Origin of the sequence: Pseudomonas frederiksbergensis (assembly GCF_017114915.1) — a bacterium.
Classification (GTDB): domain Bacteria; phylum Pseudomonadota; class Gammaproteobacteria; order Pseudomonadales; family Pseudomonadaceae; genus Aquipseudomonas; species Aquipseudomonas frederiksbergensis_I.
Window position 1 is genome coordinate 300,584 of record NZ_JAAUOE010000001.1, and the last position, 13,059, is coordinate 313,642.

12 protein-coding genes and 1 pseudogene are annotated in these 13,059 nt (G+C 57.8%); 9 read left to right on the forward strand and 4 right to left on the reverse strand.

Annotated features, from left to right (window positions below; translation table 11 throughout):
- Positions 1-63 precede the first annotated feature (63 nt).
- From HCU66_RS01490 to HCU66_RS01500, 3 genes are all read right to left on the reverse strand, one after another.
- Positions 64-336, reverse strand: coding sequence for a TfoX/Sxy family protein (locus tag HCU66_RS01490; RefSeq protein WP_205886690.1), 273 nt, complete (start codon positions 334-336; stop codon positions 64-66).
- 243 nt (positions 337-579) lie between these two features.
- On the reverse strand, positions 580-924 hold the full coding sequence (locus tag HCU66_RS01495; protein WP_008015079.1) for a pentapeptide repeat-containing protein: 345 nt from the start codon (positions 922-924) through the stop codon (positions 580-582).
- 91 nt (positions 925-1,015) lie between these two features.
- Positions 1,016-2,572 carry an AAA family ATPase gene (locus HCU66_RS01500; RefSeq protein ID WP_205886691.1) on the reverse strand — a complete coding sequence of 519 codons (1,557 nt, stop codon included), beginning with the start codon at positions 2,570-2,572 and terminating at the stop codon, positions 1,016-1,018.
- Between the two features lie 118 nt (positions 2,573-2,690).
- On the opposite strand from HCU66_RS01500, the gene mrcB reads away from it, so the two are divergent.
- From mrcB to HCU66_RS01515, 3 genes are read left to right on the forward strand one after another with little or no spacing between them, the layout of a single operon-like run.
- Complete coding sequence (gene mrcB / locus HCU66_RS01505) at positions 2,691-5,009, forward strand: penicillin-binding protein 1B (RefSeq protein WP_205886692.1); 2,319 nt, start codon at positions 2,691-2,693, stop codon at positions 5,007-5,009.
- Between the two features lie 16 nt (positions 5,010-5,025).
- On the forward strand, positions 5,026-5,760 hold the full coding sequence (locus HCU66_RS01510) for a tetratricopeptide repeat protein (RefSeq protein WP_205886693.1): 735 nt from the start codon (positions 5,026-5,028) through the stop codon (positions 5,758-5,760).
- Complete coding sequence (locus HCU66_RS01515) at positions 5,760-6,095, forward strand: YqcC family protein (RefSeq protein ID WP_205886694.1); 336 nt, start codon at positions 5,760-5,762, stop codon at positions 6,093-6,095. Before HCU66_RS01510 ends, HCU66_RS01515 begins: the two co-directional genes overlap by 1 nt.
- 20 nt (positions 6,096-6,115) lie before the next feature.
- Here the strand turns inward: HCU66_RS01515 and HCU66_RS01520 are convergent, their stop codons facing one another.
- The gene (locus HCU66_RS01520) at positions 6,116-6,538 is read right to left on the reverse strand and encodes a DUF4124 domain-containing protein (RefSeq protein ID WP_205886695.1); all 423 of its coding nucleotides are present in this window, start codon (positions 6,536-6,538) and stop codon (positions 6,116-6,118) included.
- Between the two features lie 400 nt (positions 6,539-6,938).
- Between HCU66_RS01520 and HCU66_RS01525 the strand changes: the two are divergent.
- From HCU66_RS01525 to msrQ, 6 genes and pseudogenes are all read left to right on the forward strand, one after another.
- Positions 6,939-8,725 (forward strand): annotated as a pseudogene (locus HCU66_RS01525) (acetolactate synthase 3 large subunit).
- Positions 8,726-8,727: 2 nt separating this feature from the next.
- On the forward strand, positions 8,728-9,219 hold the full coding sequence (ilvN, locus tag HCU66_RS01530) for an acetolactate synthase small subunit (RefSeq protein ID WP_003205610.1): 492 nt from the start codon (positions 8,728-8,730) through the stop codon (positions 9,217-9,219).
- 47 nt (positions 9,220-9,266) lie between these two features.
- Complete coding sequence (gene ilvC, locus HCU66_RS01535; RefSeq protein ID WP_205886696.1) at positions 9,267-10,283, forward strand: ketol-acid reductoisomerase; 1,017 nt, start codon at positions 9,267-9,269, stop codon at positions 10,281-10,283.
- Positions 10,284-10,428: 145 nt separating this feature from the next.
- The gene (pssA, locus tag HCU66_RS01540) at positions 10,429-11,286 is read left to right on the forward strand and encodes a CDP-diacylglycerol--serine O-phosphatidyltransferase (RefSeq protein WP_205886697.1); all 858 of its coding nucleotides are present in this window, start codon (positions 10,429-10,431) and stop codon (positions 11,284-11,286) included.
- 63 nt (positions 11,287-11,349) lie between these two features.
- Complete coding sequence (gene msrP, locus HCU66_RS01545; RefSeq protein ID WP_205886698.1) at positions 11,350-12,363, forward strand: protein-methionine-sulfoxide reductase catalytic subunit MsrP; 1,014 nt, start codon at positions 11,350-11,352, stop codon at positions 12,361-12,363.
- Positions 12,363-12,983, forward strand: coding sequence for a protein-methionine-sulfoxide reductase heme-binding subunit MsrQ (gene msrQ / locus HCU66_RS01550; RefSeq protein WP_205886699.1), 621 nt, complete (start codon positions 12,363-12,365; stop codon positions 12,981-12,983). The genes msrP and msrQ overlap by 1 nt, the downstream gene beginning before the upstream one ends.
- Positions 12,984-13,059: the final 76 nt, after the last annotated feature.

Consider the following 13,059-nt stretch of genomic DNA (forward strand, 5'->3'; position numbering starts at 1 on the left):
CCTTTGCCGGAAAGCCTCGTAATCATTGGGTTTAAAGCTGTGCGTACGAGTGGGATTACCTGCTCAATTTTTGTGGCGAGACGAAATGGCGTCCAGCTGTTGGTTCAAAGCTTCCTTGCGCTCGGCGGGAATGTCGTTCCAGTGAACATCCATCAATGCGCCTTCGATTGCATACAACAACACCTTGGACGCCCGAAAACCGCGCGTGCGCACGGCCCGATAAGCATCCACAGCTCCCAGTCGACGCAAGTCCGAGGCACTGTGGATGCCCACGGCATGCAGCCATTGCGCCGACGTCTTGCCAAGATTCTTCAGGTGTTGCAGTTCATCATTCATCAAGCCTCCTTGCGACAGCCGAACGGTGCGTGGGCGAGCCTCTCAGCAGTGTAGCCATCAGTAGGAAAAGCGTGATTGTTTGGTCGGTTTCGACCTAAAAGCTTCTAAGACCGGCGGGCGAGGGACTGAATAAAAGTCTGCGAATGCAGCAGGAAACAGGTGATGAGAGACAAATTCGGGCAAGAAAGGTACAGAATCCAGCGCAACGCGCAGCGCTGGATTTGTTTGGTAAAACGTCGCTTTTTAGCGGGTGCGATAACGCAGACGGGTTCCGAAATTCATCGACATCAGAATCTCGTCGGCACTCAGCTCCGGTGGGAAGTAGGCGCCGGAGATCTGCGCGTGGGCCAGGCTCGCGCCTTCCAGGGAAGCGTTGCGAAAATCGATGCCGCGCAAGTCGGCGGAGCGGAAATAGGCATCGGTGAAGTCGACGCCGTCGGCGTTCAGCTCACGCAGATCAAGACCGCGAAAGTCACCACCGACCATGTCGATAGGTCCATCTTTCGGGCGTTCGTTGTTAAAGCCTGTGATGTCGTCTTTGTGCAGCAAGGCATAAAGCGGGGTGTCGAGAAGTTTCGGCTGGCTCATGTCACATCACCTGATGGTTTTATGGCGCCAGTATAGTGCCACTATTTGACAGCCGTGAAGCCGGCGAGGGCTTCACGGTTGAAATAGTTTCTTACAGGCCTGGCAGACGTTGGCGAATTTGCGCCACGACGGTGTCGAGGGTGCCACTTTCATTGGTCTGGACGCGTTTGCTGCACAGAATTTCTGCTGGCGTCAGGGCCTCGCGGCTGGCTTGCTGAGCGGCGATAACGGACAGGTTAGCGTCGGACGGATCGTTGTTGTCCGCCTGACGTTGCTTCAACCAGCTCTCGATCACCGCTTGCGGTGCATCGCAATCGAGGATCAGGAACGGCGCACCGGTGGCCTCGGCGATTTTTGCCGCGCCGTCGCGTTGGTCGCGCTTGAGATAAGTGGCATCGATTACCACCGGGAAGCCGGCACGCAGAATCACAGCGGCAACTTCATGTAGGCGGGCATAGGTGGCGACGCTCGCGTCGGCGCTATAGATACCGGCCTGCAGGTCGTTCGGTACGGTCTGCTCACCGAACATGCGTTTGCGCTCGACATCGGAACGCAGGCGAATGGCGCCGAGGGCCTCGACCAGACGCATGGCCACGTGACTTTTGCCAACGGCGGAAACACCGTGGGTAATCGCCAGGAAGCGCGAAGGAATGGTGCTGTAGCTTTCCGCCAGGTTGGCGTAGTTGCGATATTGACGCAGGGTGGTGGCGCGCTGCACCGGATCGGCCTCGGCCGGCATGCTGAACAGGCTGACCTTGGCGCGAACCAGTGCGCGGTAGGCTTTATAGAAATTCAGCAGCTCAAGGCCCTGATAGTCGCCGGTCAGCTCCAGGTACTGGCTTATGAAACGGCGCGCCAGACTCTTCAGGCCACGGTCTTCCAGGTCCATCGCCAGGAAACCGGTGTCGGCGTAAACGTCGGTGAAGCGGAACGGTTCGTTGAACTCGATGCAGTCGAAGATCACCACTTTGCCGTCGATCACGGTGGCGTTGCCCAAGTGAATGTCACCGTGGCATTCACGAATGAAACCGTCGGCCTTGCGTTGGGCGAACAGCGGCTTGAGACGCTCGAAACTGCTTTCGGCCCAGGCTTGCAGTGCCTCGAGTTGCAGCAGATCAGCCTTGTCGCTGAGGAACGGACGGATCTGTTCGAAGTTTTGCCGTACCGGCGCCATGACGCTGTCCGGCGTGCCGGCTTCGTGTTCGGTGGGCACTTTCGGTGCGCTGAGGTGGAATTGAGCGATCTGCGCGGCCATCTCGTCGATGTGCGTGGTGGTCAATTCGCCGTTGGCTTGCAGGGTGCTGAGCAACTGGCTTTGTGGGAATTGACGCATTTTCAGGGCGTAATCGACAATAGGCCCGTCGCCGCCCAGTTGTGGCGCCTCGGCGCTGCCGGTGATCGGCAACACTTCAAGGTACAAGTCATGGGTCAGGCGCTGGTTGAGGCGCAGCTCTTCACCGCAGAAATGCTCGCGTGACTCAAGGCTGGTGAAATCGAGGAAGCCGAAATTTACCGGCTTCTTCACTTTATAAGCATAGGGGCCGGTGAGCAGCACCCAGGAAATATGGGTCTCGATGACCTGGAACCCTTCTACGGGATGCGGGTAGAGGGCCGGGTTTTGCAGGGCAGCGATCAGGGACTGGCTCACAGGCGATCCTTCAGAGTCTGGGGAAAATTCAAGGCCGTCATTATGGCCGCAAGTCCGCCCGACGCAAACCTCAGAGGGCTCCTGTTGAGGATGAATAAAGTGCGTATAATCCGCCGCCATGACTCGAACTCGATCCCCCCGCACCCCTAAAAAACCACCTTCCAAGGGCATGCGCCCCTGGCTGGGCTGGGCCCTTAAACTCAGCCTGGTCGGCCTTGTGGTGCTCGCCGGGTTCGCGGTTTACCTCGACGCTGTGGTCCAGGAGAAGTTCTCCGGCAAGCGCTGGACCATCCCGGCCAAGGTGTACGCGCGCCCGCTTGAGCTGTTCGTCGGACAAAAGCTCAGCAAGGACGACTTCCTCATCGAACTCGATGCCTTGGGTTACCGTCGCGAAAGCGTGAGCAATGGCCCTGGCGCTGCGGCGGTCAACGGCAACACCGTCGACTTGAATACCCGGGGCTTCCAGTTCTATGAAGGCCTGGAGAAGCCTCAGCCCGTGCGCGTGCGTTTCTCCGGCGACTACGTGGCCGAACTCTCGTCGAGCAACGATGCGAAGCTTTCCGTGGTGCGGCTGGAGCCGCTGCTGATCGGCGGGATTTACCCGAAAAACCTCGAAGATCGCATTCTGATCAAAATCGATCAGGTGCCGCCGTATCTGCTGGAAACGCTGGTTGCCGTGGAAGACCGCGATTTCTACAGCCACTGGGGCGTGTCACCCAAGTCGATTGCCCGAGCTATCTACGTCAACACCTCGGGCGGCAAGATGACCCAGGGCGGCAGTACGCTGACACAGCAGTTGGTCAAGAACTTCTACCTGACCAGCGAGCGCAGCCTGACCCGTAAGCTCACTGAAGCCATGATGGCGATGTTGCTGGAGCTGCATTACGACAAACAGGAAATCCTTGAGGCTTACCTCAACGAAGTGTTCGTCGGCCAGGATGGCCAGCGGGCGGTACACGGTTTCGGTCTGGCCAGTCAGTTCTTCTTCGGGCAGCCGTTGTCCGAATTGAAACTGCATCAGGTCGCCATGCTGGTGGGCATGGTCAAGGGGCCGTCCTATTACAACCCGCGTCGCAATCCGGAGCGGGCGCTTGAACGTCGTAATCTGGTACTCGATGTTCTCAAGGAACAAGGCGTTGCCAGCGCCGAGCAGGTTGAGGCGGCGAAGAAAATGCCACTGGGTGTGACCACTCGCGGCAAGCTGGCCGACAGCTCGTTCCCGGGTTTCCTCGATCTGGTCAAGCGTCAGTTGCGCGAAGACTACCGCGACGAAGACTTGACCGAAGAGGGGCTGCGGATCTTCACCAGTTTCGACCCGATCCTGCAGATGAAAGCCGAAGCCTCGGTCAATGACACGTTCAAACGTCTTTCGGGTCGCAAGGGTTCCGATGACGTGGAAGCGGCGATGGTCGTGACCAACCCGGAAACCGGTGAAGTCCAGGCCATGATCGGCAGCCGTCAGGCGAGTTTTGCCGGTTTCAACCGGGCGCTGGACGCGGTGCGACCGATCGGCTCGTTGATCAAGCCGGCGGTTTATCTGACAGCCCTTGAGAAGCCGAGCCAGTACACGCTGACCAGTTGGCTGTCAGACGACTACTTCTCGGTCAAAGGCGCGGACGGTCAGGTCTGGAAACCGCAGAACTATGATCGCCGTTCCCACGGCACGGTGTTCCTGTATCAAGGATTGGCCCATTCCTACAACTTGTCCACAGCCCGTCTGGGTCTGGCCGTTGGTGTGCCGAATGTACTCAAGACACTCGCGCGTCTGGGTGTAAGCCGCGAATTTCCGGCGTTCCCGTCGATGTTGCTCGGTGCTGGCGGCATGACCCCGATCGAAGTGGCGACCATGTACCAGACGCTGGCCAATGGCGGGTTCAATACGCCGATGCGCGGGATTCGTAGCGTGCTGACTGCCGAGGGCGAGCCGCTCAAACGTTATCCATTCCAGATTCAGCAGCAATTCGATCCGGCGTCCATTTACCTGATCCAGAACGCCATGCAGCGCGTCATGCGTGAAGGTACCGGCAGTTCGGTTTATAACGTGCTGCCGAAAACCCTGACCCTGGCCGGCAAGACCGGGACCAGTAACGATTCGCGGGACAGTTGGTTCGCCGGTTTCAGTCAGGATCTGCTGGCCGTGGTCTGGCTGGGGCGCGATGATAACGGCAAGACGCCGTTCACCGGTGCCACCGGTGCGCTGCAGGTCTGGACCAGTTTCATGCGCAAGGCCGATCCGCTACCGCTGGACATGCCGCAACCGGACAACATTGTTCAGGCCTGGGTCGATTCGCGTACCGGGCAAGGTTCCGAAGGCAGCTGCCCAGGCGCAGTGCAGATGCCGTATATTCGCGGCAGCGAACCGCCTCCCGGTCCAGCTTGCGGTGGCGAAAGCCCTGCTGAATCGGTGATGGATTGGGTCAAGGGCTGGATGAATTAAGCAAAGAGGATTTGAAGTGAACAAGTGGTTGATTCCAGCGGTGACTGCCGTGGCTTTGCTCAGCGGTTGCTCCACCGTACAGCGTGGTTCGATCCCGGTTGTGGATTCCGGCACCGCCGTCTCCAACAGCGAACGGATTTCGGCGAATGGCGGTTTCCGGCAGTCGACGGTGAAACGTCCTGTACAAGCCCAGACTCAGGCGATCCCGCAAGGTGACTCTGGCGTCGTGGTGATGATTCCGGGTGGGGGCGCTGTTTCTTCGGCGCCGATCAGCACTTCGCCGATTACCCCAGGCCCGATCACTCCGGGGCCGATCAATACCTCGCCGGTCCAGTCGGCACCGATCAATCAGGGCAGCTACAGTATGCCGTCGACGCCAAGCGGGATTCCCTCGGTGAACTCCGGCGGCCTGTCTGCCGATGAGCAACTGGACGGTCCGGTCCTGGCATTGTTGACCACCGCCCAGCAGCAACAGGCCAGTGGCGACCTTAATGGCGCATCTTCCAGCCTTGAACGCGCCCAGCGCGTTGCGCCGCGTGAGCCGCAGGTGCTTTATCGCCTGGCCCAGGTGCGTATGGCTCAAGGCGATGCGGCACAGGCCGAACAGTTTGCCCGTCGTGGTCTGACGTTCGCCAATGGTCGTCCGGATCTTCAGGCCAGCCTGTGGGAATTGATCGCCCAGGCCCGTGAGAAGCAGGGTGACTCGGCCGGTGCCGCGTTGGCTCGTCAGAAGGCCAAGGTTTCGCTGTGATGGATACTCGTTTTCCGAAGATTGCCGAGCAGTTGCTGTTGATCGAGCGCGAACTGCGCGTTCAGGGCTGGTGGGATGTAGTGCCGCCGTCCGCCGATGCGCTTTCCAGCGTCGAGCCGTTCTCGGTGGATACGCTGGATTTCGAGCAGTGGCTGCAATGGATCTTCCTGCCAAGGATGAAGTCGATCCTGGAGCAGGATCTGCCATTGCCCAATGCATCGGGAATCCAGGAAATGGCCGAAATGGTCTTCGCCGGTCGCAACGTCCAGGGCAAGGATCGGCAGCTCCAGGCCTTGCTCAAAGAGTTCGACCAGATGATCACTGCCTCTCGCTGACCCCGATCCGTTGTAGGTGCTTACTGGCAGTTTTTCGCAATCTGTTTCTGTGCTTCGATGATGCGCTCCTGACGTTGTTGGTCGGTCAGGCGGCGCGTCTCGCCATCGACTTCCTCCCGTAATCGCGGATTGTTCTGCAGTTGAGCCAGGTTCGTCCGGGCCTGCTCGCAGAACACTTTTAGCTGGGCCTGCTGCTCGGCGACCTGCTTTTTCACTTTGTTATCGATGGCCTGTTGATCGCCTATGACGTTGCTGCGCGGTAGAGCGCCCGGTTTGCCGACGGGTGGGGAGGGCGTGACCATGACGGTGGCCTCCCGGCCTTGGGGCGGCTGCGCATCGAAATGGGTGATGCCCTGGGCATCGACCCATTTATAGATCTGCCCCGCCATGCACAAAGGGCTCAGGCTGATCAGCAAGCTGGCGGTGAAGATGAACGTTCGCATGCCATTTCCTTGTCGTGGGTTGCGCAATTGAAGCTAACACAGTTGCTGTTTAGCGGTTTTTTCTTGCTTTCTCATGTGCTTAGTTCAATAAAGCACATTGACGGCTTGACTTGCGCAGGGCGAAACAGAAGAATCCAAAGTCCGCTGTAGAGGGACTGCCAGAAGCAGACCCACTCGGCAGATCATGAGGCGCACATCCGCGCCGACCTGTTACACCCGCAACGCGTTACCTCGCGCTGGGTGGGAAAGGCCCGCAACACTTGGGACGATCCCAATACTTGCTCAGTCAGTGCTGACGTAGTCGGCGACCACCGTCGCTCATGCTCTGCCGAGAAGTAAACCTATTAAGACCCGTCCTCTTGTATGTGGGCGGTATTCTGGCGTTTTAGAGGTGAACAACGTGGAGCTTTTATCTGGCGGTGAGATGCTCGTCCGCTTTTTGCGTGACGAAGGCGTCAAATATATCTACGGGTACCCGGGTGGTGCTCTTCTTCATGTCTATGATGCCCTGTTCAAAGAACCGGAAGTGACCCACATCCTGGTTCGTCACGAGCAGGCTGCGACCCATATGGCCGACGGCTATGCCCGTGCCACCGGTAAAGCCGGCGTGGTACTGGTGACTTCCGGTCCGGGTGCAACCAACGCCATCACCGGTATTGCCACGGCCTACATGGACTCCATTCCGATGGTGATCATTTCCGGCCAGGTGCCTAGCACCATGGTGGGCACCGATGCATTCCAGGAAACCGACATGATCGGTATCTCCCGGCCGATCGTGAAGCACAGCTTCATGATCAAGCACGCGTCGGAAATCCCGGAAGTCATGAAGAAAGCGTTCTACCTGGCGCAATCCGGTCGTCCTGGTCCAGTCGTTGTCGATATCCCGAAAGACATGACCAACCCGGCCGAGAAGTTCGAATACATCTTCCCGAAAAAAGCCAAGCTGCGTTCCTACAGCCCGGCCGTTCGCGGTCACTCCGGGCAAATCCGCAAAGCGGCAGAAATGCTTCTGGCGGCCAAGCGCCCTGTGTTGTATTCGGGCGGCGGCGTGATCCTCGGTGGCGGCTCCGCGCCGCTGACCGAACTGGCGAAGATGCTCAACCTGCCAGTGACCAATACCCTGATGGGCCTGGGTGCCTACCCTGGCACCGACCGTCAGTTCATCGGCATGCTCGGCATGCACGGCAGCTACACCGCCAACCTGGCGATGCACCATGCCGATGTGATCCTTGCAGTGGGCGCGCGCTTCGACGATCGCGTGATCAACGGCCCGGCCAAGTTCTGCCCGAATGCCAAGATCATTCACATCGACATCGACCCGGCTTCGATCTCCAAGACCATCAAGGCAGACGTGCCTATTGTCGGTCCGGTTGAGAGCGTCCTGACCGAAATGGTCGCGATCCTCAAGGAAATCGGCGAGACCCCGAACAAGGACTCCGTTGCCAGCTGGTGGAAGCAAGTCGATGAGTGGCGCGGTGACCGCGGCCTGTTCCCTTATGACAAGGGCGACGGCAGCATCATCAAGCCACAGACTGTGATCGAAACCCTGTGCGAAGTGACCAAGGGCGACGCCTTTGTGACCTCCGACGTGGGTCAGCACCAGATGTTCGCGGCGCAGTACTACAAGTTCAACAAGCCCAACCGCTGGATCAACTCCGGTGGCCTGGGCACCATGGGCTTCGGTTTCCCGGCGGCCATGGGCGTCAAGTTGAGCTTCCCGGATTCTGATGTCGCCTGCGTAACGGGCGAGGGCAGTATCCAGATGAACATTCAGGAGTTGTCGACCTGCCTGCAATACGGTTTGCCGGTGAAGATCGTCAACCTGAACAACGGCGTACTGGGCATGGTTCGCCAGTGGCAGGACATGAGTTACGGTAGCCGTCACTCGCACTCCTATATGGAATCGCTGCCTGACTTCGTCAAGCTGGCCGAGGCCTATGGTCACGTGGGCATCCGCATCACTGATCTGAAGGATTTGAAGCCGAAGCTGGAAGAAGCCTTCGCCATGAAGGATCGCCTGGTGTTCCTCGATATCCAGGTCGATACCAGCGAGCACGTCTACCCGATGCAGNGGATCGCCTGGTGTTCCTCGATATCCAGGTCGATACCAGCGAGCACGTCTACCCGATGCAGATCAAAGACGGCTCCATGCGCGATATGTGGTTGAGCAAGACGGAGCGTACTTAATCATGCGGCACATTATTTCCTTGCTTCTGGAAAACGAACCGGGCGCACTGTCTCGTGTAGTCGGCCTGTTCTCACAGCGCAACTACAACATCGAAAGCCTGACCGTGGCGCCAACCGAAGACCCGACCTTGTCGCGTCTGACGCTGACCACTGTCGGCCACGATGAAATCATCGAGCAGATCACCAAGAACCTGAACAAGTTGATCGAAGTGGTCAAACTGGTCGACCTGTCGGAAAGTGCTCACATCGAGCGCGAACTGATGCTGGTCAAGGTCAAGGCCACCGGCGCCCAGCGCGCCGAGATCAAGCGCACCACCGATATTTATCGTGGGCAGATCGTTGATGTCAGCGCCAGCGTATATACCGTTCAATTGACCGGTACCAGCGACAAGCTCGACAGCTTCATTCAATCGATCGGCACTGCCTCGATCCTGGAAACTGTACGCAGTGGCGTCACCGGGATTGCCCGCGGCGACAAAGTACTGAGCATCTAAACCAAATTAGCGAATGGCCTGAAGGGCCAGATATAAAGGGGAAATTCATGAAAGTTTTCTACGATAAAGACTGCGACCTGTCGATCATCCAGGGCAAGAAAGTTGCCATCATTGGTTACGGCTCCCAAGGCCACGCTCAAGCGTGCAACCTGAAAGACTCCGGCGTTGACGTTACCGTTGGCCTGCGTAAAGGTTCGGCCACCGTTGCCAAAGCTGAAGCCCACGGCCTGAAAGTGACTGACGTTGCTGCAGCCGTTGCCGCTGCCGACCTGGTCATGATCCTGACCCCGGACGAGTTCCAGTCCTCCCTGTACAAGAACGAAATCGAGCCGAACATCAAGAAAGGCGCCACTCTGGCCTTTTCCCACGGCTTCGCGATCCACTACAACCAGGTTGTTCCGCGCGCTGACCTCGACGTGATCATGATCGCGCCGAAAGCTCCGGGTCACACCGTGCGTTCCGAGTTCGTCAAAGGCGGCGGTATCCCTGACCTGATCGCGATCTACCAGGATGCTTCGGGCAACGCTAAAAATGTTGCACTGTCCTACGCTGCCGGCGTTGGCGGCGGTCGTACCGGCATCATCGAAACCACCTTCAAGGACGAGACCGAAACCGACCTGTTCGGCGAACAAGCCGTTCTGTGCGGCGGTACCGTTGAGCTGGTGAAAGCCGGTTTCGAAACCCTGGTTGAAGCTGGCTACGCGCCGGAAATGGCCTACTTCGAATGCCTGCACGAACTGAAACTGATCGTTGACCTCATGTACGAAGGCGGCATCGCCAACATGAACTACTCGATCTCCAACAACGCCGAATACGGCGAGTACGTGACCGGCCCGGAAGTGATCAACGCCGAATCCCGTCAGGCCATGCGCAACGCCCTGAAACGTATTCAGGACGGCGAATACGCCAAGATGTTCATCAGCGAAGGCGCTACCGGCTATCCTTCGATGACCGCCAAGCGTCGTAACAACGCCGCTCACGGTATCGAAATCATCGGTGAGCAACTGCGCTCCATGATGCCGTGGATCGGTGCCAACAAGATCGTCGACAAAGCCAAGAACTAAGTCACGAGCTTGTACGGAAAACGCGGCCTAGGCCGCGTTTTTTCGTTTGGATCCGCCGGTTCTGGTATAAAGCTGCATCGTTTGCGGTCGAATCGTCGTCCCAGACACCTGTCGAAACTTTCCACCCCGTTGCAAGGTAATGTCCATGAGCGAACGTCCCGAAGAGCCAAAGCAGGCTTCTGACGCCGAAAGCCTTTTGCCCATCGATGAGCACATCGAAGAAGGGCATGACGCTGAAGGTCGTAAAGTCCGGCATCGTGGTATCTATCTTCTGCCGAATCTGTTCACCACTGCGAATCTCTTCGCAGGGTTCTATTCCATCATCAATTCGATGAGCGCCCAGAGTGCCTTGAGTGCCGGTGACTCGATCGGTGCGAGTAAGTATTTTGCGTTTGCCGCGATTGCGATTTTCGTCGCCATGGTGCTCGACGGCCTCGACGGTCGCGTTGCTCGCATGACCAATACCCAAAGCGCCTTCGGTGCCGAGTACGACTCGTTGTCGGACATGGTCGCCTTTGGTGTCGCACCAGCTTTGCTGGCATTCGGCTGGGCTTTGGGTGATATGGGCAAGGTCGGCTGGATGGTCGCCTTCGTCTATGTGGCGGGTGCGGCGTTGCGTCTGGCGCGTTTCAACACGCAGGTCGGCACCGCCGACAAACGCTACTTCATCGGTCTGGCCAGCCCGGCCGCAGCCGGTGTGGTCGCGGGCATTGTCTGGGCGTTCAGCGATTACGGCATTCAGGGCTCCAAGATGTCGTTCCTGGTTGCACTGATGGTTGCCGCCGCGGGCATGCTGATGGTCAGCAACATCAAGTACAACAGCTTCAAGGAGCTGGACTTGAAGGGGCGCGTTCCCTTTGTCGCGATCCTGGCGGTGGTGCTGGTGTTTGCCGTTGTGTTCAGCGATCCGCCGCGCATCCTGCTGCTGGTTTTCCTCGCCTATGCGGCTTCCGGGCCGGTGCAGTACCTGTTGCGCCTTCGTCGGCACAAAAAATCCGAGTGATGTAATTTCCCTCATACTCCGCAGTCAATGGGTGCATCTGTCCTCCAATGCTGCGGAGTTGCCATGCTGATCAAAGTCTCTAAAGCGTCCGACTGTCATGAGTCGGACGTCACGCCTGAACCTCTCTACCTTTCTCGTCGCAATGTATTGGGCGCTGCTGTTGCCGGTTTGGCTGTGAGCAGTCTGCCGCGCTGGGCGAGTGCCGACGATGTTGCGCGTTATGCCGATGTCGAGCCCGGCAAGGCGCCGTCCTGGTTTGCCGAAAAACTGCCTTCCACTAAATGGGGGGCGGTCAACGTCAAGGATGAAGCAATCACGCCTTTCAAGGATGCGACCCACTACAACAACTTCTATGAGTTCGGTACCGACAAAGGCGATCCTGCGGCCAACGCCGGTGCGCTAAAAACCGAACCGTGGAGCGTGGTGGTAGACGGGGAGGTGGGTAAGCCGGGGCGGTATGCGCTGGAAGACTTCATGAAGCCTTATCAGCTGGAAGAGCGTATTTATCGTCTTCGCTGTGTAGAGGCCTGGTCGATGGTCATTCCGTGGATAGGTTTTCCAATTTCGGCTTTGCTGAAGGAAGTAGAACCGACGTCCAAAGCCAAATTTATTCGCTTTGAAACCCTGCAAGATCCCAAGAGTATGCCTGGGCAGCGTTCTGGCTTCGCCTTGATCGACTGGCCATATGTAGAAGGGCTGCGCCTGGATGAGGCGATGAATCCGTTGGCGATTCTCGCTGTAGGCATGTATGGACGTGAGTTGCCCAATCAGAACGGTGCGCCGCTACGTCTGGTGGTGCCGTGGAAATACGGCTTCAAGAGCATCAAGTCCATCGTGCGAATCAGCCTGGTCAGTGAGCAGCCGAAAACCACCTGGCAGAGCATTGCCTCGAATGAGTATGGCTTTTATGCGAACGTGAACCCGACAGTCGACCACCCGCGCTGGACGCAGGCACGGGAAAGACGTTTGCCGAGCGGTCTGTTCAAGCCCAATGTGCGGGACACGCAAATGTTCAACGGCTACTCGGATGAAGTCGCTTCTTTATATGCAGGGCTCGATCTGCGGAAGAATTACTGATGCGATATCTGTTCTGGCGTATTGGTGTCTTTATCGCCGCCGCGATTTGGCCGCTGCTTTGGTTGTATCAAGCCTGGGCGGATGTGCTGGGGCCTGATCCAGGAAAGGTGCTGGTTGATCGTCTGGGGTTGGGGACGCTTGTCCTGCTGCTCATTACGTTAAGCATGACGCCTTTGCAGAAGCTCACCGGTTGGTCGGGGTGGATAGCTGTCCGACGGCAGTTGGGGTTGTGGTGTTTCGCCTATGTGGTTTTGCATTTGAGCGGCTATACGGCGTTCATCCTCGGCTTTGATTGGTCACAACTGGGTATCGAGTTGCGCAAGCGGCCGTACATCATTGTCGGAGCGCTGGGGTTTCTCTGTTTGCTGGCATTGGCCGTCACTTCCAATCGTTATAGTCAGCGACGTTTGGGGGCTCGCTGGAAGAAACTGCACCGATTGGTCTATGTGATTCTCGGGCTTGGATTGCTACATATGTTGTGGATCGTTCGCGCCGATCTGAAGGAGTGGGCTGTTTATGCCTCTATAGGTGCGTTGTTATTAGTGTTGAGGTTGCCGTCTGTAACCCGCCGAATTCCACGTTTAATGGCTAAAAAGATACCTTCTGCCAGAAAGGCGTAATTAAGGGTTGACGGCAGATTCTGGACGTCTATAATTCGCCCCACTTCCGGCGCAGTCGAAACGGAAAACTCCTTGA

Bases quoted from the DNA above. Each gene is read 5' to 3' on its own strand.
- HCU66_RS01490 (WP_205886690.1), bottom strand. From the start codon at position 336: ATGAATGATGAACTGCAACACCTGAAGAATCTTGGCAAGACGTCGGCG.
- HCU66_RS01495 (WP_008015079.1), bottom strand. From the start codon at position 924: ATGAGCCAGCCGAAACTTCTCGACACCCCGCTTTATGCCTTGCTGCAC.
- mrcB (WP_205886692.1), top strand. From the start codon at position 2,691: ATGACTCGAACTCGATCCCCCCGCACCCCTAAAAAACCACCTTCCAAG.
- HCU66_RS01515 (WP_205886694.1), top strand. From the start codon at position 5,760: ATGGATACTCGTTTTCCGAAGATTGCCGAGCAGTTGCTGTTGATCGAG.
- HCU66_RS01520 (WP_205886695.1), bottom strand. From the start codon at position 6,538: ATGCGAACGTTCATCTTCACCGCCAGCTTGCTGATCAGCCTGAGCCCT.
- ilvN (WP_003205610.1), top strand. From the start codon at position 8,728: ATGCGGCACATTATTTCCTTGCTTCTGGAAAACGAACCGGGCGCACTG.
- ilvC (WP_205886696.1), top strand. From the start codon at position 9,267: ATGAAAGTTTTCTACGATAAAGACTGCGACCTGTCGATCATCCAGGGC.
- pssA (WP_205886697.1), top strand. From the start codon at position 10,429: ATGAGCGAACGTCCCGAAGAGCCAAAGCAGGCTTCTGACGCCGAAAGC.
- msrP (WP_205886698.1), top strand. From the start codon at position 11,350: ATGCTGATCAAAGTCTCTAAAGCGTCCGACTGTCATGAGTCGGACGTC.
- msrQ (WP_205886699.1), top strand. From the start codon at position 12,363: ATGCGATATCTGTTCTGGCGTATTGGTGTCTTTATCGCCGCCGCGATT.